At 36.3% G+C, this 22,950-nt stretch carries 14 protein-coding genes and 1 pseudogene; all 15 read right to left on the bottom strand.

Annotated features, from left to right (window positions below):
• Window positions 1-89: 89 nt before the first annotated feature.
• Window positions 90-2,654, bottom strand: a complete 2,565-nt coding sequence (locus MP477_RS17515) for a M1 family aminopeptidase (protein WP_257191399.1) — start codon at window positions 2,652-2,654, stop codon at window positions 90-92.
• A gap of 180 nt (window positions 2,655-2,834) precedes the next feature.
• Window positions 2,835-2,897: pseudogene (locus MP477_RS22765) on the bottom strand (hypothetical protein); the annotation flags it as partial.
• Between the two features lie 357 nt (window positions 2,898-3,254).
• Window positions 3,255-3,647: a hypothetical protein gene (locus MP477_RS17510; RefSeq protein ID WP_257191398.1), complete on the bottom strand. Its 393-nt coding sequence runs from the start codon at window positions 3,645-3,647 to the stop codon at window positions 3,255-3,257.
• Window positions 3,648-4,091: 444 nt separating this feature from the next.
• On the bottom strand, window positions 4,092-4,568 hold the full coding sequence (locus tag MP477_RS17505; RefSeq protein ID WP_115920030.1) for a hypothetical protein: 477 nt from the start codon (window positions 4,566-4,568) through the stop codon (window positions 4,092-4,094).
• Between the two features lie 9 nt (window positions 4,569-4,577).
• On the bottom strand, window positions 4,578-6,026 hold the full coding sequence (locus MP477_RS17500) for an RHS repeat domain-containing protein (protein WP_257191397.1): 1,449 nt from the start codon (window positions 6,024-6,026) through the stop codon (window positions 4,578-4,580).
• Window positions 6,027-6,709: 683 nt separating this feature from the next.
• Window positions 6,710-7,066 (bottom strand): hypothetical protein, encoded by a 357-nt coding sequence (locus tag MP477_RS17495; protein WP_230038519.1) that lies wholly within the window; start codon window positions 7,064-7,066, stop codon window positions 6,710-6,712.
• A gap of 103 nt (window positions 7,067-7,169) precedes the next feature.
• Entirely contained in the window at window positions 7,170-7,421 is a 252-nt protein-coding gene (locus tag MP477_RS17490) for a hypothetical protein (protein ID WP_257191396.1), read from the bottom strand.
• A 6-nt stretch (window positions 7,422-7,427) separates the two neighbouring features.
• Window positions 7,428-8,231 (bottom strand): hypothetical protein, encoded by an 804-nt coding sequence (locus MP477_RS17485; RefSeq protein ID WP_257191395.1) that lies wholly within the window; start codon window positions 8,229-8,231, stop codon window positions 7,428-7,430.
• Between the two features lie 305 nt (window positions 8,232-8,536).
• The gene (locus tag MP477_RS22865) at window positions 8,537-8,986 is read right to left on the bottom strand and encodes a transposase (RefSeq protein WP_373567436.1); all 450 of its coding nucleotides are present in this window, start codon (window positions 8,984-8,986) and stop codon (window positions 8,537-8,539) included.
• A complete protein-coding gene (locus tag MP477_RS17480; RefSeq protein WP_257191394.1) occupies window positions 8,958-9,752 on the bottom strand; it encodes a transposase in 795 nt (264 codons plus the stop codon). The genes MP477_RS22865 and MP477_RS17480 overlap by 29 nt, the downstream gene beginning before the upstream one ends.
• Before the next feature lie 357 nt (window positions 9,753-10,109).
• Window positions 10,110-10,622, bottom strand: a complete 513-nt coding sequence (locus tag MP477_RS17475) for a hypothetical protein (protein ID WP_257191393.1) — start codon at window positions 10,620-10,622, stop codon at window positions 10,110-10,112.
• The gene (locus MP477_RS17470; RefSeq protein WP_257191392.1) at window positions 10,588-11,589 is read right to left on the bottom strand and encodes an RHS repeat-associated core domain-containing protein; all 1,002 of its coding nucleotides are present in this window, start codon (window positions 11,587-11,589) and stop codon (window positions 10,588-10,590) included. The genes MP477_RS17475 and MP477_RS17470 overlap by 35 nt, the downstream gene beginning before the upstream one ends.
• Window positions 11,590-11,601: 12 nt before the next feature.
• On the bottom strand, window positions 11,602-11,928 hold the full coding sequence (locus MP477_RS17465) for a hypothetical protein (protein ID WP_257191391.1): 327 nt from the start codon (window positions 11,926-11,928) through the stop codon (window positions 11,602-11,604).
• 729 nt (window positions 11,929-12,657) lie between these two features.
• Window positions 12,658-13,164: a hypothetical protein gene (locus MP477_RS17460; RefSeq protein ID WP_257191390.1), complete on the bottom strand. Its 507-nt coding sequence runs from the start codon at window positions 13,162-13,164 to the stop codon at window positions 12,658-12,660.
• 3 nt (window positions 13,165-13,167) lie between these two features.
• A complete protein-coding gene (locus MP477_RS17455) occupies window positions 13,168-22,947 on the bottom strand; it encodes a SpvB/TcaC N-terminal domain-containing protein (RefSeq protein WP_257191389.1) in 9,780 nt (3,259 codons plus the stop codon).
• Window positions 22,948-22,950 lie beyond the last annotated feature (3 nt).

Below are 22,950 nucleotides of genomic sequence, written 5' to 3'. Positions count from 1 at the left end.
TGTATCGCAAAACAGGCTATGTTCTCAATATAAAAAACCCCGACAGGCTTACCAAAGTTCTTTGTATTTATCTAAGAACCAGCACGGTTCTATTTAACCAATGCCTGAGCCCTCTTCAGATTGTCTGTTGCCTGCAGAATTTTATTCTTCAGAATCGCATTATAATCCGGATGCTGCGAAAGAAACTGATTAACCGTTTCAAGTGCTTTTGGATTCTGATAATTACTAAATGTTGACCGAAGCCAGTTATCCGGGAAAAAGATATCTCCTGTTTTCTGTATTTCCTGCAGGAGATCTAAAGACCTGGGCAGATACTGAATAGAAGTATGCTGTCTCAACGGATGGTGCAGGTAGCCCAATGCAGCCCCTACAGCAGATTCATTTGCTCTGTTCTGTTTTTGGGTAAGACTATTGAAAAAATCATCACGGATTTTTTGATCTGATGAAGCTGCCTGCATAATAATTTTAAAACGGTTTACCCGGTCCGGATTTTTAATTCTGGTCAGCTGTTCTTGCAGCAAATCATTATTATTGGCGTTTCGTAATGATAAAGAAAGGGCAAGGCTGGTAAAATCTTCATCATTAAGAGATACCTCTTTCGGAGGAGTCTGGGATTTCCAGATCGTATACAGATTATCATAGGCCTGCTGAGATTGAAAAATCCCCTGATAGCCATCAAATAAAATTTTCTTGTTGTTTTTAGCCGTTTGCGCCTGCAGAGCCTTCCAAAGTATATTTTCTATATTTTCAGATTCCTTCAGCCGTATATTCTCAGGTAAGAATTCCCAATAAATAGTAGCAATATAACCGGTAATCAGGCGAAGGTTTAGTTCTGTATTCTCTGTTGACAGTTGTCCGGCAAAAAAATCCAGTAAGTCTTGCGGAGTTACTTCTGAACCATTCAGCATATTTTCATACAATGATATATATATGCTGGCACGGTTGATCGGATCCTTCACTACAGAAAAGTTTTTGATTACTGCTTTATCAGTTTTGAATACTCCATACCCTATTCCTGAAGAATTCAGCAGGATAAAAAGTGGTTTTGCTTTCCCTTTTAATGCTGGAACTTCCTGTTGTTTTTTGGACAACTTTATGCTAACCTTTTCTACTTTGTCAGTGTAAAACAGACTGAGCTGAAACTCCTGAGGCCATAATTTTTGGTCCTTTCCATATTCCGGATGCTGAGAAAGGCTAAAGTGTTCAATTGTATTGTCCTTATATTTCACATCGTAATCAATGACGGGTCTTCCGGGATCATTAACCCACACTTTATTCCAGCTTTGCAGATCTTCCGGTGTATGGTTGTCTAAAATAGCAATAAGATCCGGCCAGCTTGCATTACTGTAAGCATATTTTTTAAGATATTCGCTCACTCCTTTTTTGAAGTTCTCTTCTCCAATCAACAGTTCCAGCTGACGCATCATGATCGGCGCTTTGTTATAAATAATCGGGCCATACATCATCCCTGCATTTTGAAGATTATCCAAAACCTGTCGGATGGGATTAGCTCCCAATGTACGGTCTACTCCATATGCCGCAGGGAAATGTGTTGTTAAAAATTTCAGGTCATAAACACTTTTATCCGAAGAAGCTCCGGTACTTTTATCCGCCATAAAGTTGGCAAACACTTCTTTCATCCAGACATCATTAAACCAGTTCATCGTCACCATATCTCCAAACCAGAGATGAGCCACCTCGTGGGCAATGAGATTGGAACGGTTATTCAATTGATTTTGAGTAGCATTCTGATCTAAAAACAATGTGGAATTTTGAAATAAGATGGCTCCGGGATGCTCCATTCCTCCAAACTGGAAATCAGGGACGGCAATCATTCCATGCTTTTGAAAAGGATGAGGAATATCGGTCCATTTTTCGAAGTAAGCAAGAGAGTTTCTATACAGGGAGAAAATAGAATCCATACTGTTTTTAATTTTCACAGAATCTGTTTCACGGTATAAAAGTCTGGAGTCCTGCTCTCCTATTTTTTCTGTAGAAGTCTTAAAATCTCCGGCAGCAAAAGAAAAGAGATAAGTGGGAAGTAAGTCCGACTGGTTAAACTTTAAGGTTTTTTGTCCTTGTTGTATACTTGTTTCCTTAAGCTTCCCATTCGCTATGGCACTCCATTTTTCAGGAATGGTTAAGGTTAAAGAATAATTAGCTTTCAGGTTAGGCTGGTCAAAACACGGAAACATGGTTCGCGCACGGTCCGGTACAAATAAAGCATATAAGTAGCCATCCCGCCTGTTCAAAGCTCCATTACCGGCAAGAAAGGTGAAATTGATTTGATTAAACCCTGATTTCAGGTATTTTGCCTCAATGATCACATGTTCATTTTCCAGAACAGGTTTTGTCATTTGTCCATTCACAGACACCGATACCAACGAAGAAGCTTCTTCTTTAAAATCGATCTGCAACGGAGCTTCATTTTGTTTTTTATAGTTAAAACTAAGAACTTCTGTCCCCGAAATCCTCTCAGATTTGTTTTCAGGAATCTTCAGACTGAGCTCATATTTAATCTCACTGAGTGTATTCTTTCTCAGCTGAGCCAATTCATATGAAACACCGGATTCAATCTTCGGTAAAGATGTTACCTGTGTATGATAACTGCTGCTGAAAATAACAAAACATAATGCGAGTACCCCTTTTTTCATAATTCAAATATAAGGATAGAAATTGTGATGGAAAATAGAAACATCCACCAGAATTTTACGGTAACACAAACTCCTCCCTGTGGTGAGTTTTTTTTACTATTTAAAAATAATTTTCAAAAAAAACAGAAGCAGGAACTGAATTTATCTATTCAGCTAGTGGGTCCACATTCAGCCAAAGGCTCATCTTGCATTATAATATCTCGCCCCATAATAGTAATACCCTGTCTCATCATCCTGCTCCTTACCATTAAACTTATAAGGTGTATTGTAAGAATTCTTATGATTTTGCCTCTTTCCTTATTTATTGTTTTTAAAAGAATCGGCGAATCTCCTCCGTCGATTTCTACAAACACTTCTCCGCTTGGGAAATACTCGATATTCTGGGGTACTTCGCCGTCTAAACCGGTAATAAAAGAACTGCTGCCTACCCCCCTTGCGCGAGCTTCAAGCTCGTACTAAACTCATAAAATTAGCCCCTAATTTCGTGAAATATCCTTTCTAATCATATTCTAAAACACGAAAAATGATCATAATAATATTCCTTTTATTCTAGGCACGAACGAGACGCTCGCACTAGTGGGGACTTTGCTCAGTGTTTTTTTATTCTATAATCTTTTTATAACAATTCTCCCCATTATGGTAACCAAAGCAAAGTACAATATTCTTATCTTTTTTTTCAAAAAAAGTAGTATAGGTCATATCAATATCATTCACATCTTCTGGAAAGGCAATTAAATCTTTATCTAAATTTAAATAAAAATCAGAAAACTTTATTGAAGAACCATCTAATTTATATTTCGAATTGTAATTCAACAATTTCTTCCCTTTTATATTGTAAATTACCCTGTTATAAACCCCATCCTTGTTAATTGTTAGAGTGTCATATGTATTCTTGTATGATATGGGTGAATATTTTCCATATATATCTTCATTACTAATATTTTGGCACGAAAATAAAAAAGGTAATAAAATTAAACTTATACTTTTTTTCATATTATTAAATTTAAAGTGTTCAATTTAAAATCAAGGTCTTGTTAATATAGATGGAGGTGTTATAGCTTGTTTAAAAACGTTCTTTAAGGTTGGGTTAATTACTTTTTTTTGAACTTCAGAATTGCTTTCAGTCCATATATAGGTCTGATATGTATTTCCAAAACTATTTACTTTCCCTTCAGTTCTTTCAAAGTTATTTACTGGTAATCTATAAAACAATGACTCTTGTGACTTAGAATCGGGCATGTCCAATTTGCAGTGGTTTTACTTTTACCTGCTCAAAGTCACAGACTTTGCGCAGCAGACTGATTTCCTGCATAATAATGCTTAGTATAAGACAACCCATATTTAAAGACCACTGCCCAAAAACAGCAGTGGCCTTTTCTTTATCTAAATCATTGTCTAGCTATACTTATTGCCTTAGAGACGAGCAAAATGCTTGCGCTAGCGAGAGGCAATTTTAATGAAAACTCTTTCAATATTAGGAGATAATATATTATAAAAAATTTCACAAAAATCTTTTTCAGAATAATCCATATCATTATCTATATAAAAAAGTTCTACTTGATTGATTTTTTTTTCAATTCTTTCAAAAAACTCATCCTTTAAAAAAGTAACTTCTTCATAATTTAAAGAATTTAAAAAGAAGCTCACTTTGAAAAAAGTATTTAATTTTTTAATTGTACATAAAATATAACGATTACTAAAATTACAATTTTCTTGGTTTCTAAATGAAACAAAAAAATTATATATTTCTTCTTGATTTTTAAAATACGCATCAAAACTCTCTTCATTAAAATCAACATCATCTCCTTCTAAATATCCTCTCACCACTTCAGCACCTAGCTTATTTAGTGTTTCTAGCAAAGATAATCTCGAAAGATTCTTAAAACATAAAACTGCTTCTTTATAAGTTGCCATATATTATTCCTATTTAGGTTCCTTAAATATTTTAACATTGTCTTTTCCCAGTTTCTCCTGAGCTTTCTTTATTAACCATTCTGGCGTATTATCTGACAGGTAAGTTTGTGCTGTTGCTCCCGTATCATCAGCAACTCGTTTAAGATTTGCAAGAGTACTTAAAAAAGCACTCCCTCCATTTTTGGCTTTACTAGCTCCTCCAACACTTATAAGTTCTCCATTATTCCCAATTACATCAATGGTGGTACCAATTGTTCCATCTTTTGTACGAACTACCAAATCTTTTCCATCGACCATTGCTACTCCTCCTCCTGATAACTCAGCTACCAAATTTTCTCTCTTCTTACCTAAATCCAATACATCACCAACATGTCTAAATTGTCTAAAATTATCAGCATTTTTAAAAAGTTTTTTTAATCCTTTTAAAAAATCTCCACCTGGTACCCAAGCTATCATAGCAAAAGAGATATCCCAACCATTGCCTCCTTTGAATGCGTTGTAAGTATCTTTAATGTCAATAAGCTGTCCATAGTATGGAACAAACCCTGCTCCAGTATCATGAATAAGAGTCCATGATTTTTCATAAGAGCGATTCATTCCCCTTATAACATGCTGCCTTTGATTAGCAGGAACGCTACTCATTGCATATCCCCAAGTTTGTTTTCCGTTAGGGTCAATAAGATTTATTGGACTTTGATAGCAATAAATATACGGATTATTATTCCCCGAATTATACACTCCACCATTATGTTCTCCATCAATATAAGCTTGATCATTCATAAACGGATTATAATCCGCCAATGGGTCCACATTCAACCAAAGACTCACTCTAGGATTATAATATCTCGCCCCATAGTAATAATACCCTGTCTCATCATCCTGCTCCTTACCATTAAACTTATAAGGTGTATTGTAAGAGTTCTTATGATTTTCTACAAACACTTCTCCGCTTGGGAAATACTCTATATTCTGGGTTACTTCACCATCTAAACCGGTAATAAAAGAACTGCTGCCTAAGTGATCAGGATGATACCAATACGTATCTTTCTCCTCTACCCCTGTATACGAAGATACACAATTTTCATTATAGCCTGCGTTTTGTCCATAGTTAGGGGGAGGCGTAATTCCATTTGCTGCCATAATCGCTAAACTGGCGGCAGTATTGGCCTCCAACTTTTCTTTAGCTACCGCTTTTTCATTGATTGCTGCACTTCCTGCTCCAAAAGGAATAATCAGCCATCCGCAATTAAATTGCCCTACATCTTTTCCTTTTCCTAATTTACTGTTGATACGTTGGCTGCCTGCATAATAATGCTTGGTATAATTCAGAATATACTTTCCGGTTTGCTGATCTAACGTAAGAGCGGCAGAAAGCATACCATTCGGGTAGATTGTATACCTGTTATTGTTTACTATACTTTCATTTCCTCCTGTATTAATAATAACGGCATCACCCAATACATTTTTGATAATTCTTTCTCCTCCGGCATCATAAGTATAGATAGATGCTCCGTCTACTTCCGGAGTGGAAGGATTGGTATCTACAAAACGAAGACGGTTCTCTTCATCCCACAGATCCTATAAAAACAAAACCCTCACTATTGTGAAGGCTCTATTTTTTTTTGCTGGGTAAGAGCTGGAAGCTCATACCAGTGAAAGGAGAATATAATTTTTAACAATCAATAAAATACTTTTTGAAAGCACTATTCTCTTTTAATTGAGGAAATGAAACAATTAATTTATTCAATGTTTTTTTTCTGAATTTTTTGTAGCTCTGTTTAAAATCATCATAATTACAATTGATCTTAAATAACCCGGCATTACTCTCAGAAATTACTAATTCATTAGTATGCTCATTATAAAGGTAATCAAGACTATTACTATAAAAATCATACGATACAGTAAAAGCCTCATTATTTCCTTCATCAATATGAGAAAACATAGAGTCAAATTGATTAATGTAATCTAAAATCCCTGTTTCAAGTATTATTTCTTTTCTCTCCCCAGTACTATAATGAATATGTATATATATAACTCACTGAAGCTTTTTTTCAAATCGTATATATCATAGTATTTAATTTTAATATTATCAAATATCTCGTTCTCTAATTTATATTCAAAAAAAATTGAATTCATATAATTTATTTTGTAGGATAAGCATTTTTAACATTCCCTGCATTATCGAAATATACAGTAATTGTTTTTGTTTTATGGCTCATTATTTTAGTCCTTTCTATACCATCTACCACGTTTTTCACTTTCGTATCATAAGTCCCAATTACTTCATCAAATTCATATATTACTTTATAATTATCTTTAGTTCCACTATGTTTGCCTTTCGTTATAGCTTCTTGAACTAATTTTTTGACACTTTTTGTATTACTCAATGCTTGTGAAAAACGACTGCTTTCTCTACCAATTCTTGATTTAAAAAAATGTCCCGCTGCAATATGTTCTATTGCTGTAGTTCCATAATCTGCAACAAAGAAAGGTTTCAAGAGTTTATACTATTATAGTTAAAATATATCAAATGAGTTGATAAATTTTAAATTATGATTTTTTTAAAATCAGCTATATATTATTTGAAACAGATTAGCCTTATCAATAATTATTTGAATATTTTTTTATTGACCAATATAAAAAGGTTATTAGCAAAGACCCTCCTACTATTATTATCCACCAATAAGGCAAAACCCAAAAAATAAAATATTTTATAGAATTAATAAGGTATGATGGCGCATTTTTAGAAGGATAAACTATTTGGAAGGCATCATCTGTAAGTCCTAAAAAACAGGCAATTACTGATAATACTATAATGCTTATAATAAATACATTAAAAATTGGTTTTTTCATATTACATTATTTTGCTGCTTTTCCAGATTGGACATTTCCATCTTGAGGATTTAATTTTTGAAATTGTACATTCCATTGATTAGGAGAATAATTTTTACCCTTATAATTGACACCTTTAAATGTATCATTTTTATTTAATAAAACTTTGAATCTAAAACTAGACATAGGTCTCTCATTATCTCCTGCTAAAGAAGTATAAGGAGAGCCATCTGCTCCAGAAGCACCTAAAAATAAAGAATTTCCTTTTGTATCTGTGATGAATGTTTCATTTGATGGGAACTTATCTCCATAAACAGTTCCTTCAATGTCAAAACTTTGTCCTTTCATTACATTTGAAACATTAAAACTCACATTTGTATCAATATCAGGAGATACAATTCCCCATAACATGGCTTTATTCGATCCATACATATGTACATAAAATGATTGTTTATTGCTATTATAGGCATTACTTCCTTTAACATTTGTAGGCGAAGTAGCACTACTAAATTCAGTTCCCAGCCAGTCTGAATGAGTTATATGAGGTGTCATGGTCATACTTCTATTATCCAGATTAATTTTTGCCGTAGCAGCAATTCTATATGTATCTGATTGACTTGTAGAAAATTTTCTATTATTTCCATCTCCTTCGAACCCCATTCCAAATCTATTAAATGGTGCAAAACTTCTGGTTTGCATAAAAAATGTTTGTTTGCCATTAGGGTCAATATATTTAATAGGATTTTGGTATGTATAGATATATGGATTTAGGTTTCCAGAATTATACACTCCACCATTATGTTCCCCATCAATATAAGCTTGATCATTCATAAACGGATTATAATCCGCCAGCGGGTCCACATTCAACCAAAGACTCACTCTAGGGTTAGTGATCAGGATGATACCAGTAGATATCTTTCTCTTCCAAGTCTATATACGAAGGTATACAATTTTCATCTTGCTGTAAAGAGGCTGTCTCAAAAGTGTGGCAACCTCTTTTTGTTATTGCTCAAAGTCACAGACTTTGCGCAGCGGGTGACTGGACGAACTAGAAAGTTTACCCGAAGATGAAAAAAAACACGTATTCCACTACATGGATTTAATTAGTCATTCCTTAAAAAGCCACCCATTTAGTTTCAACAAAAATATTGGTTTTGTTTTTTGATAAAAGGTTGAATACTATTTGAATCCACAAAATTATTTGAGCTTTGATTTGATTTAATTTTAATTTTAAATTGTAGCCAATTCCTGCTAATAGGTAGGGCATTATGAATATCTCCTGCAATACCTTTTAGGAAGTTTAAGCCCATAGAATGATTTCTTTTTAAATGCGATATTGTGGGTTCAATCGCGGCTCTCGCCCGGAATCTTTTTCTCCCAATTTCTTGCTGATATTTGGTGGTTGCTTTTTTGTTTTGCGGAATTAATATTTGGGTATTTTCAACTTCCTTTATTCCTCGGAATCCACGATCTGCACTTGCAGTCTGGGGTCTTGTTCCGCCAATTAATTCTCGTACTCTTTGGCTTTGGGATAAAGATTCTTCTAAGGTTTTGCTGTCATGAGGGTTGCCGGAAAATCTTTTTATCGAAGTGATTACTCCTGTTTTGGCCTCTCACAACAGCTATCTTTGTCCCAAATTCATAAGATTTATGGGCTTTTCCTTTTGCAATACACGCAGTTTGTGGCTCATGTAAGCTGTAGATTTTATCTTTCGTATTTCGTTCCTGGGTTACTATTTTCTTAAATTTCTCAAACTCCAATTTGTAATTTCCCAAAACATCTTCCGGCATTTTTCTTTCTAATTCCCGAACCAGTCTTTTTCCCAACGTTCGGAGCTTTTTCCTTGCCATTACTGCCTTCTTTTTCCGCCTCAGATGATGACCGAAATACGCATCCCGAAGCAATTGTTTGCTCACTCTTTTGTACGTCTGTCTTTGTTTAACACCTTCTTTTTTAGCAATTTTTATGCAATTGTCAATCACTTTTTTAGCCAATTTTGCATCCGTCGGGAAAGTGATATTTTTCTCCTGAACCGTAGTGTCAATCTGAACTTCTTTCTCAAATTTTGCCTCTCGATGAAGATTTACACTTTGGCTCAATAAATATTCTAAACCTTTTTCGCCAATACGTTTTCTAAAATGTACAAACTGACTTGGATCAAAGGGGCCTTCAGTTTGAAAAAAGGTTTCCCCTGTAAAATATTGCCAATAGGCGTTCTCAATCCATCGTTCCACAACACTCTCATCACTTTCTTTAAACATCTCTTTTAAAAGCAATAAACCAGCAACTTTTCGAATCGCAACACACGGTCTTCCTTGGGTTGAAAATAATTTTTCAAACTCTTGCTCCATTTTATCCAATCAATCTCATTGGACAATTTCACCAACGGATGATCCATATTAATGAGTTCCGTGAGTCTCGTTTTGAATAAATTCTGCTGTAAATCCGGTTTAATCTTTCCTAACATTTTGCCAGTTTTTATACTGTAAAATACCGCTTTTTGGCAAGTATTCCTAATGATTTTTTGATTATTTTATCACTAAACAATTGAATTTAAAATAGTTAAAATGTTTTTAAGGGATGACTAATTATTAGAGACTACAAAACTAAAACTACTTATGGTAGATAACAATAAAAACCACCGCTATTGCGGTGGTTTCTTCTTTTTATCATCCCAAAGTCACAGACTTTGCGCAGCGGGGGACAAATTACTCATAAACCAAACTATCTCTTGGACTTAAAATTCTTACAACTTTATATATTTTATATTCATTATCAAAGAAAAGGCGAATACCTGTATTCCCAGAAATAGATGTATATAAATATTTATTAGGTCCAATGTTTCTTATTGATACATTCACTTTCCCATCAAAAGAAGGCATAGGCATAGGGATATTATATGTATAGTTATCATTATATTTAATCAACACTTTCCTGTAGTCCCTAATGCTATCGTTATTGACCAATTCAACATCTTCATAGTACCCATCTTCTTTTTTTGTCAGATAATTTTTTGATTTATAATATTTTCCATTCTCAAATGTTGTCAATACTTCCTCAATTCCATTAGAACGATAGCTAAAGAATATAGTATTTTTAGGATTAATATTATTTTTCAATAAAACGCTATTCTCTTTATTTTTTTCACAAGAGATGATAATGAAAAACAATAATCCAAGCAAAACCCTAATCATTCTTATAATTCTTATAGTTTTTTTCATAATTCTTATGGCTTGAATCAAAGGTTTGTTGGTATTTAAGATTCCTTTTTATTAAATCTTTTTTCATACTGTCATATTTTTTATATCCAGAATGTTTTAAGTTCTGATCTCTTAGAGAAATATGATCTTCTTTTCCTTGGTCATTTTGTTTTAGGTATTGATTAAAGCCTTCGACACCAGTTTCTTTAAGCTTTTCAAGATATCCTTCATATGAGTCTCCATGAACTAGTCCCTCATGTCCCATTACTTCTACAATACCATCATATGCTTTATCATCACCAGAGTCTAAATAAATATTTAAATTTAACTTATTGTCATTTTTTGCTTCAAAAACTGCCATTCCGTCCCATGGCTGGCCAGTAGCTCCTGTAGCGTATGCTTTTTCCATTTGAGTAGCATCATTCATATGCAGATCAACAATATTCAACGTTTGATCGCTATACTTCCCATTCTCGTAAGCACTAACCCCTGCAAATGATTGTCCTTTCTTTAAAAACTGTCTAAAAAAAGCGGTACCAGCAGCTGTTTTACCAAACTCATACATAGACTTTAATGTTGTATTAGACAAATAACCTTTTGTCATCCTTGGTCTATTAGTATTTCCATTTTTAAACGAATTTATTAACCATGGAACAATATCTCTCCCATCAGGATCAACATACATCAAAGGATTATTCGCTGCATAAATATAAGGAGACATTGAAGGATACTTCTCCGCTAATGGATCGACATTATACCAAAGGCTAACCCTAGGATTATAATATCTCGCACCATAATAGTAATATCCCGTCTCATCATCCTGCTCCTTGCCATTAAACTTATAAGGTGTATTGTAAGAATTCTTATGGTTTTCTACAAATACTTCTCCGCTTGGGAAATACTCTATATTCTGGGTTACTTCACCATCTAAACCGGTAATAAAAGAACGCCTACGCGACAGTCTGGCTCGTTCGCTAAAAAAGTCCACCGGACCTTTTCTTTACGCTCCGCCCTCCAAGTGATCAGGATGATACCAATACGTATCTTTCTCCTCTACCCTTGTATACGAAGATACACAATTTTCATTATAGCCTGCGTTTTGTCCATAGTTAGGGGGAGGCGTAATTCCATTTGCTGCCATAATTGCTAAACTGGCAGCAGTATTGGCCTCCAACTTTTCTTTAGCTACCGCTTTTTCATTGATTGCTGCACTTCCTGCTCCAAAAGGAATAATCAGCCATCCGCAATTAAATTGCCCTACATCTTTTCCTTTTCCTGTTGATACGTTGGCTACCTGCATAATAATGCTTGGTATAAGACAGCTCATATTTCTGGGTCTGGGTGTTGAAGATCAGTCTTGCCACAGCCAGACCGTTTGGATATTATTTGGGAAGTTCCGTTGCTGATATTATAAAAACCAAAACCCTCACAACAGTAGACTGCAAGGATTTTGTTTTATTATTTTAAGCACAAGCAAGAGGCTCGCCTAGTGAGGGGGAAGGTATTAAAAAGACTTACATTACTTCTTTTTAAGTTTATCAATAAATCCCTCTTCAAACAGTTTTAACTCTTTACGATAATCGTCCCTGTTTTTATAAACTAAATTTAGCATCTTTGATTTGGAATCTAATACAGCTTGAAGTTCTATATAAGGTTTATCACCATATTTACTAGATCGATTTTCATCTAGATTTGTTTATAAAGACATATTTGAGAGAATCCTTGCCTAGAGTTACATATCTAATATCTAAATAAGTATCTTTCTTTTCTATTTTCTATTTTCTCTATTCTTTTCTCCAACTCCTTATAATTCATATTAGGAAATGTATACTCTGCAATAGGTTCGGGCTCTTTCGTAAAATAATAAATAAAAACAAGGTACGAGCCTACTCCCAAAAAGATACTAACTAGTGCAATGCCTACGGATATTTTAAAAAAATTTTTCATCTATAATAATTTTATGGCTTACACACCTGCAACAACCCAAATGCTCACTATTACGAGGGTTTGCTTTTTATTCTGAGCACCAGCAAGGTGCTCTCGTTAGCAAAGAAGATCATAAAATTAAATTATTAGGTCTATCTTCTAAAATATCACTTAATAAATAATTATTAATATTATTTTTATTATCAATGATTATTTTATAAATAAATTTCAATAATTCAGACAATTCTGCTTTAAATCTATCAAAATTAACTTTTAAAAAAGAATTTTCATTTAATTCCTTTTCATTATGATTTAAAACAGTATTCCATATGGAGAATATAATAACACTATTTTCTACTTTCTGTATATCCCAAATAACATCAAATGTATTTGATGGAAAAATTATTTTAAGTTTGTTTTCTGATGATTCTAAAAACTTAAAAATATACACAAAATCTTCAAATATTATTGACAAGTCATATTTATACGAAAGAGATACGGCAATATTATTCCAGTTTATACAAAAACAATCTTCACTGAAGGGAAAGATATTTTCAATTAATTCTCCTATTGATTCATATTCTTCTAATGACTTATTTTCTTTAACAAATGGCTTATTTAAAACTATTTCAAACATAACTTATTCTTTAGCTTTTGGATAACCATGAAAGGTTTTCTTATTTCCATTATTCCTAATCCACATATGTGTGGCTTTTTTAGTTGTTCCATCGGGCATATGCACTACACTTTTTGTATCTGTTGGTAGTTCAAACTCTCCACCTTCTTTGGCGTTTAAATTAGATGCTTTTTGACCTGCATAGTCTAAATCTTCTTGGCTTCCCCATTGTCCTTGTGGAATACCTGTTTTATTAGCTTCTGCCTTTCCTTCTTTCCATTTTAATCCGTGTTTTCCAGAACCTAAATAACCTGCTTCTGGTTTAAGTTTATCTGAAAACAACACTGACAACCCAGTAGTTGTCCTATTAAATACTTCCTTAAAACCTTCAACAGCAACTATTGTAAATCCTAAAATTATAGCGCTACTCTTAGCTGTCTGCCTGTTAAACCCTCCTACTAACGATCTAGTATCGAAAAGAGGAAAAGGTATCCCTGGCCTATAATAAACTGGACCATTTTGATTTTTCCCAATAGGCCCCGGTACTAGTGGTGGAGGTGGTGCTATAAAAGGAGTAACAACCTGTTTTCCATTTGGATCAATAAATATAATAGGACTATTATAGGTATAAATATACGGATTATTATTTCCAGAATTATACACTCCACCATTATGTTCCCCATCAATATAAGCTTGATCATTCATAAACGGATTATAATCCGCCAGCGGGTCCACATTCAACCAAAGGCTAACCCTAGGGTTGTAATATCTCGCTCCATAGTAATAATACCCCGTCTCATCATCCTGCTCCTTACCATTAAACTTATAAGGTGTATTGTAAGAGTTCTTATGATTTTCTACAAAGACCTCTCCGCTTGGGAAATACTCTATATTCTGGGCTACTTCACCATCTAAACCGGTAATAAAAGAACTGCTGCCCAGGTGATCAGGATGATACCAATACGTATCTTTCTCCTCTACCCCTGTATACGAAGATACACAATTTTCATTATAACCTGCATTTTGTCCATAGTTAGGGGGAGGTGTAATTCCATTCGCTGCCATGATCGCTAAACTGGCGGCAGTATTGGCCTCCAACTTTTCTTTAGCTACCGCTTTTTCATTGATTGCGGCACTTCCTGCTCCAAAAGGAATAATCAGCCATCCGCAATTAAATTGCCCTACATCTTTTCCTTTTCCTAATTTACTGTTGATACGTTGGCTACCTGCATAATAATGCTTGGTATAATTCAGGATATACTTTCCGGTTTGCTGATCTAACGTAAGAGCGGCAGAAAGCATACCATTCGGGTAAATCGTATACCTGTTATTGTTTATTATACTTTCATTTCCTCCTGTATTGATAATAACGGCATCACCCAATACATTTTTGATAATTCTTTCTCCTCCGGCATCATAAGTATAGATAGACGCTCCATCTACCTCCGGAGTGGAAGGATTGGTATCTACAAAACGAAGACGGTTCTCTTCATCCCATAAGTACTTTGTTTTAGGTTCTGTTGCTTCACAGGTTTGCTGAGCAATGGCTGTAGGGTTTCCTTTTTTATCATAGGTATAATTCTGGAATTTCACCTGAGGATTGTTTGGATCACAACACAAAGCACCCGGCACATTAGGCTCATCTACAATGGTCGTTGGCGCATGAGGTTTTGTGCTTTCATATTTGTAGTTCAATCGGTAAGAACTTGCTTCTATAGTATTCCACACATTTCCGGTATTTCCCATCGCTTTTTCATGCTTTTGGGTTTTACCCATCACATTATGCATGTTGTCGTAAGCCATGGTAACGGTGTAACGCTGACGTTCTTCCTGGCTTTGCGGATTGATGCCACGCCAGTTTCCACTTGCAGAAGTCAGTCTGTATAAATCGTCATATCCATAAGTATGGTTGGTCCCTCCACCCAATAATCCGGCCTGTGCTACAGGAGCATTGTTATGGATCTGAAGAACATTACTTACCACATCATACTGATACAGGTTCTTCATAAAGTAACGGTTACCGGGAGTCTGGGCATTCATTTTCAGCAGTCTTCTTCTCTTGGTCTCATACTCATAGCTGGTTGCTGTTCCGTTTCCGTATTTCAGGAATACTCTCTGGTCAAATTTATCATAGCCTAATTCATTAATGATATTTCTGGTGAAACCATCTTTTACCGAAGCCATATTCTTAAGGTTTCCGGCCAGGTTGTAGTTATACGTTAGTTTTTCTCCATCCGGATAGGTAATCGTTTTCACACGGTTCCAGGTATCGTATTCCCATTCTGTACCGAACCAGTATACTCCTGCTCCCGGAACGGCTACTGAACGGCGCTGATGGGTAAGTTCTCCCAATCTACCGTATTTCATATACTGTGTTCCGGTAGCATCTACCTGATACCATAGCCTGCCTACCGAATTATTATCCATAGCTGAAGCGTCCATCGCCTGGCCATAATAGTATTCCACTGTATTTTCAGGATATTTTGGATACATCACAGCATTCAGACGGCCAAAATCATAGGTGTAAGTAACGGTTTCATTTTCAGCATTGGTTCTGGAAGTCATATTGCTGGCAGCATCATATACAAAGGTGGAAATTCCGCTGTCCGGATGGGTCATGGATGTTCTTCGACCTAAATCATCATAAATACTGGTTGTCAGATTATTCTGTACATCTCTTACTTTTAACAACTCGTCAATAGCATCATGGGTGAAGCTTGTAAAAATATCTCCGGTATTGGAAGGTTCATGTACAGTTGTTGTACGCCCTTTAATGTCTGTATACGCTTTCTTGATCGTTCCTAATTCATCCGTCATAATAGTACGGAACATCAGTCTTCCTTCGCGGTCATTTCCAAAGCCATATTCCATTTCAGAAATCAGATCTTCATCCGGTAATTTAGTGGCAAGGACTCTATCCAGTACATCATATGTATTGATCGTTGGAACAATACTGTCTACCGTGGCATCATAAGTATATCCTGAAGCCTGTGCTTCTGTAGGGTAATATGTTTTCAGAGCTCTGCCGAAAGCATCCTGTTCTACTTTTCCGGAAACCACATATTTAAGGCCTTTTTGGTAGAGATCTGCCGTCTTTTTCACCTGTACGGGGCTTCCGAAACCATCAGAAATACTTACGGTATTAATGGTATTGTTAGCATTATCAGGATCATAATGACGGGTTACGGCATAAGATTGTGCCCCTGTAGCATTCAATGGTGCATCGTTGACCGGTTTATATTCAAACTGTATCGTCCATGGAATATCGTTGAACATTTCATAAGGACCGGTAATTTCAGTTGTTCTTCCCGCTGCATCGTAAGCATACTGTGTCGGCTGCAGATTCATATCTTCAGTGAAGACAGGGACTCCAAACCGGAAGTCATATTCTGACTTGCTGCTGTATCCGAAGGCATCTTTTACCATCGTTGGATAAGTCGCTACATTAGAATCATAGGTATACTCATGGAAGAAGCGTTGTCCCTGGTGGTTCACCGGACCGGTTGCTTTTTTAATATTTCCATAGATATCATACTCATAATTATTGACAGGATTTCCGGGGCCTACCATGGTAATGGCAGTAACATTTCCTTTACTGTCATACTGAGCTGTTCTTTCCCTTACTACCCCTGCAGCAGTTGACTTTACCCCTGTAGGCAGGATGAGATAGTTTGAAGCATTGTCTGTAACCTGATATGTTATAATAGAAGTAAGCACTTCTCCGGCTCCGATCTGAACGTCTCCCGCATCTTTATTCTGTTTCAGGTTACCATAATTGTCATATACCATTTCTGTAGAGGTAGATTTACCTGCAACCGCCTGCCCTTCATAGAAGCTGGAAGTGGTTTTGTCCAGTGCAGTAAAGTAGGCATAATTCGTCAGCGATTTTTCTCCTTCTTTCACTGGCAGATTAGTCGCTACCGTAGCCGTATTATGAATCGTCCTTAAGGTAAGCGTATTATTTTTCTCCGTCCATTTTTTCCCTGCTGCATCGTATAGTATTTCAGATAATAAAGATCCTTTTAGGAAATAAGAATTATTATTGAAAACCTGGTCGGTATATCGGTAGATTTCTGTAGCAGCAGCTCCTCCATTTCCTGTATTGATCTGATTGGTTCTTACCTTCTCAAATCCATAAAATGTTCTTTCTCTTCTGCTATGGTAAGGATTTTCGTAGGTTACAGTAATTTTGGAAGCATCCGGTCTGAACTGATTGTCTCCGGTAAACCCATCATTTGTCACCACAGAAGTCATGATCCATTTGCTTTGCGGCAAATCATAAGTATTTCCTGTTCTTTCGTAGGTTACCTCCCAGGATCCACCCATTGGAGTGGTTACTTTTTTGAGGAGGTTGGTAGTTCCTATCGTGGAATACTTTACAAATCCTGCTGTATTACTGAAATTACCATCTCCATCTGCCTGTGATTGTAATAAATCCGGGAAGCCGTCTCCGTTCAGGTCTACTATCTGCTGCTTAACGTTACTGTCTCCTTCCCCAAAGCTCGTACTTGGGTTTACTGAAATTTTAAGAGAATTTCCGGTAGTGCCGATAGGAATAAGGACAGACGCCGTAACTCCTACATTCATATTAAATCCCCGGGAAACATCCTGCTGAATATTAGATGCAGCATTCCATGGAATGGCAACAAAGCTGTTTCCTGTATTGATCTGGACGCTCAGATTTCCGCCCGAACTGGTTACCAGATCTGCCAGACCATCATTATTGATATCTATCAGTGATGTTTTCTGATCATTAAATGTTTCAGATTTTCCGGCTCCAAAAGCAATACTACCGTTAAACATGCTTACTCCTTTAGGCAAGCCGCTTGTTATGGTTCCTCCAATGGAAGCTCCTGCCCCAAGATTAGAGGAAGTAGTGGTTCCATTTCTGAAATCACCATATGTAAGATTTTCAGGAGCGGCATAAGAGTATCCCAAATTCAACTGAACCTGTCCATTCTGAGAAACTTTATCCAATAGTCCATCTCCATTAATATCAATATAACTATAAAGAGAAAAGTCTGTGCCATCAGATGAGCCGGCAGAAAAGTTAAAGCCTGGTTCAACAGCTTTTAATGCATTTTTATTACTGGATTCATTGGACTTTCCTGATAATGGATAGCTTTGTCCCACTCCTTTTCCAGAATTTTTATGCTCTGTTCTGTGTGGATTATCGTTGGCTCCTGTTAAGGTACTTCCGGAAAGCATACCGATCATATTGGTATATTGAATAGCATTTCCGTTCAATACATCAGGATAGCCGTCTCCATTCATATCAAAATAATCCAGTGTATTAATTGTACTTCCTTTCGATTTTGTATTATTTAAAGAGAAAACGGAAAACCCTCCTGAAATCCCTTCATTATCATTTGTCGTTTTTGATTGTTTAACAGGCGCGTTAAAAATGCCTGGTGTATTTGCAGGCGTCCCTTGTGAAAGGACACTCATGTCATTCATTCCCATTCTTGAAGTGGAAACATCTGTACCTTGAACGTAAGTGGTTTTACTGATTCCAATATACCTTTGAACGTAATCAGGATTAGTGGGTGCATTAAAATCTCTTCCATTATAAGCATTCATCATCATGAAAAGCCTCTGATTCAAAGGTGTAGAATCATTCTCATCAACAGGAGGAACTAATTTACCGGGATCTATAAGCTGGCTCCCATAATCTGTTAACTGGTCCTGCAACTGGCTGCAAGCAGCGGGCAGCGTACCATAGCCTCCATGATAAATAAACTGACCCCAGCTTCTATACATAGCTCCAAACCTTGCATCATCTTTAGACAGATCCGTATTAGATCCTTCCTGATATATTTTATCGGTATCTTTTCCGTAAACATTGATTCCATGGGTTTCAAATACTGTAGGAGCAGCAGGATTTACATTGGCAGACTGGCGAATTTCCACTTCCAGGCTAGGGATTGTTCCATCAAGCCCTGCATCAGAAGCAAGGTTGGTATAACATTCCACATAATAATCATTATAACGTACAATAGGTTGTGAAATAGAAAGCTCCTGCATACTGCTCACACTACCTGTCCAATTGATGGTAGTAATGATCGGATCCACAAAGTTTCCACGCTGCATTAGTCTTTTTCTAACGATATAAGTATATCTTCCTGCCGGTTTGCCCATTAATTTTGCATATAATGAATAATTCCCGTCACGGCTACGCATATCAATCCATGGCTTAAATGTGGAAACTGTATTGGTTCTTAAATTGTAAAATTGAATGTCCGGGACTACGGGTAGTTCCATATCACTTCCTTCATAATTGATAGTCAGTTTTAAATTATTAAACTTTAAGTCTTCCCATTTTTCATTTAAGTCAGATTGTACCTGAAAATACAGGATATCACCTTCAGCCAAAGCACCTGTGTTAAAAAGCAGATTCTGACTTCCGGTAGTGGTGTTAGTATACTGCTGACTTCCTATGGTTGTTACCGTACCATTTGATTGCTTTCTTACAATATTCAGTGTAATGTCTTTTACCGTAAGAGGCTTAATGAATGTTCCTGTAACGGTTGCCGAGCTTACACTGACAGGGACTCCTGTTCCGTTTTTACTGCTTATGAGGCTCACATTGCTAAACTGGCCTAAGAGTGTTTCTGATGAGTCTCTATACCAATCCTTAAGAGCACCCGGGTATGGATAGGCCATTGCAGCACTGATATAGGTAATATTCATAGGAAATTCTACAATATCCCCAACACCATTGTCCCTTGAATTTGCCCTGAAATAAAAATAATCACCCGGTTTTACCTGTATTGATGTCTGAACAACATTATATAAGCTGTTGGCCGCGTTGAGTACCGTAAACGGGACTAAAAAGCTTGAAGTATTTGTTTCTGCATTATACTGTTGCACACTTATTTTCACTCCGTCCGGGCTAGATGAAGGATTCTTTAGTCTAATTACTCCTAATATATTAATAGTTCCTTCATAAGGCGCCCGCCAAACTTTAACAACATCGTGAAGGGGGGAGTTTTTATAATCCTCCAATAGATCATTACAGTCTACAGCCGGAGTACTTATAGCAGCTCCTTTACTGATTGGGTTTGGAGTCAGTAAAACATCTGTTGTATATTTTAGAACCCCATTTTCTATCCTTCCAAAATAGACCTGCCCGTTACTGACAATATCCTGAATTCCATCGCTATTGGCATCTGTAAAATAATTATAAGTGAGATCTTTTGTTTTGGATGTTCCTCCAGATATCCCTGCCGAAGCCAGTATTGAGGCGGTTGCCTCGAAACCAAAACTATTCGTATAGCTTTTTGAATAAGAAAAAGATTTCGAGTTTTCAGGAGTCAATAAAACACTTCCAAAAGAACTTATATCTAATCCTTTCTTTCTATATTTAAAAACAGAATTCGGAGAATTCCATTCATTCTTCAAAACCTTATCAGGTAGCCCATCTCCATCTACATCGGTTATGGTAAGCCTTCCTCCACCTTCTCCTTCAGTATACTGATAATCTCCCCCAAACGTTGCACTTTTGGTAAGCGGATTGTAGGCCTGGGTATCACCTACTTTTGCAACACCAAAGGTAAGGGCTCCACCAACCGTTGTATTTTTCGAGTCACCATGCCCCAATAATGAAGAACTTTTTATTCCTGCATCGTTAGCAACAGCATCAATTGAAGTCTCGGGTGAATACTGAGTGGTTTCTATAGTATTAAAATATTCTATTCTATTGGTATAAAATACACTTCCATTTGCGTTTTTTTCAGTAATTGCTTCTAAAAGCGATTTAGAAAAGGCTCCTTTTTTATATTGAAACTCATAACTTCTCACCTGGGTTCCATCATATGATATCTGAATGTTTCCCAGCCTTTTTGATGTTACCCTTACAAATCCAAGTCTTGCATCTACCTGTACATCTTCTCTTTGATTGGAATCATATCCAAAATTGACCCTGTATTTCTTTAAAGAAGAATTAGCATCATTAAGGGTATATTCTATTGTATTGATATACATTTCTTTCCCCCCATTTCCAAGAGCTCCTGACGAACTGTATGTGGGCGTATCATAATTGTACTTTACATAATTTCCATTCGTATCAATTGTTTTATAAAGCGACCAGTAGCCGATATTATTTGTTCCGGATTGCCTCAGTACCGCATTTTCTACGACGGCAGTACCATCTCCTCCAAAATAATTTCTGGTACCATCTTTACTGATCACTTCCCACCAGTAACTGGACGGGCTGCTTCCATGTCTGATGATTTTATGATACGCACCTTCTATTCTCGGATAAAACTGTCGTTCTGCAGTTCTGTCTTTATCAAAACCTTCTGCACGATTTGGCAAAACGTATTTATCACCATCTTTAAAAGTCAGCTGCTCCCCACCAAAAGAATAGATTTCTGTCTCTTTTGCTCCGTCATATTTTGGTACTCCCCATCTTGTATCAATACTTATCGCAGGAGTAGAAAGGTCCCAGCCTAAACCCAGCCAGCCATTGCCGCCCTCACTGCTGTAGTTTACAGATAATGACGGCTGCATTCCCTGTCTTCCGGCAGGAAGCTTAATAGGAAAACTTGTATTTACTGTTCCCATACTATTGGGTGAAGGTGCTCCTATACTCACAATTCCTGTGGATGGGTCTGCTGCTTTGATATCTTTAATAGAATTGGGAGCATAGCTGCCGGTTTCCGGAGATTCAGGTACTTTGATGATTCCTGCAACCATATCCGTAAAGTGGGTTGTTTTAGAAACCAACATCTGCTTGTCACTCATCAAAGAATCCTTTTCCAGTGCCATCCATTTTTTCTGGATATCATCAAAGTAAAAAGCCCTGATATCCTGTTCGGTATATCCTGCAGGAATTTTAGATTTGTCATAATCCATTGATACTTTTGCAGGAATGCTGAAATGCTCTCCATGAGGAAGAAAACGATACGCAAAATGCTGTTTGGTAACATTAACGAATTCGGGAGTGGTAACAGGAATATCAATATCCCGCAAAGGGGTTACTGAAAAGTTCTGTGATGTTTTCAGAATGCCTTTGTTTACTTCAAGACCTGCGCCTTCCCAATGTAATTCTCCAGCTTCTCCTGCAGCAATATTTTTTATCAGTGCTGAAGAAATAGCTTTTACCGCTTTATAAGAGGAAGGTATAGATGTATCAATCCTGATATGGACATTACGAACCTTATAGGTATATTCTGCTTCGGAAGGAATGGTAAAGGTGATTTTATTTTTCCCCAGAAGAACAGCAGAGGGCGATAATGCTTCGGAATGAAAACTCCATTGGTTATTTTTTTCCACAACCTTACCTCCCGTAGCCAATTCATCATTGATGTATTTGCTGATACCTGAGGCCTCGCTCACTCCATAAAGCTCATATTCCAGCCATACAGAAGAATTGGGTTTTACAACGTCATTCACCAACACTGTAAATATATTATCAAATACCTGGTCTATAGGATGTTCCTGGTCTTTACCAATAACTCCCTGTTTAATATCTGACCTGTATAATTTGGATCCATAGCTTTTTACATCGGATATATTAAAAGTTTTAACGCTTTCTGATGAGCTTTGAGGTATCTTCTCTACAGTCTCCTTATTGTTTACAGGAGCCTGTTCAGGTGACGAATTTCTTTCGTTTTCAGAAAAAGATAACGGAGAATGCGAAGATGAAATACTTTTATATTCCCTATCGATTGGTTTTTGCTCTTCTTTATGTAAAAAAAGACTGTTGGCCTGAGCATGGATCTGTGACCATGAAATAAGAAAAATAAAAGAATTAACTATTTTTTTCTGTCCTCTGATTATGTTAAATAAAGATGTCTTCATAGC

Source organism: Chryseobacterium sp. WG23, assembly GCF_024586575.1.
In the GTDB taxonomy this organism is placed as follows: Bacteria; Bacteroidota; Bacteroidia; order Flavobacteriales; family Weeksellaceae; genus Chryseobacterium.
The sequence above is the reverse complement of the archived record's forward strand: the minus strand, read 5'-3'. Positions and strand labels throughout refer to the sequence as shown.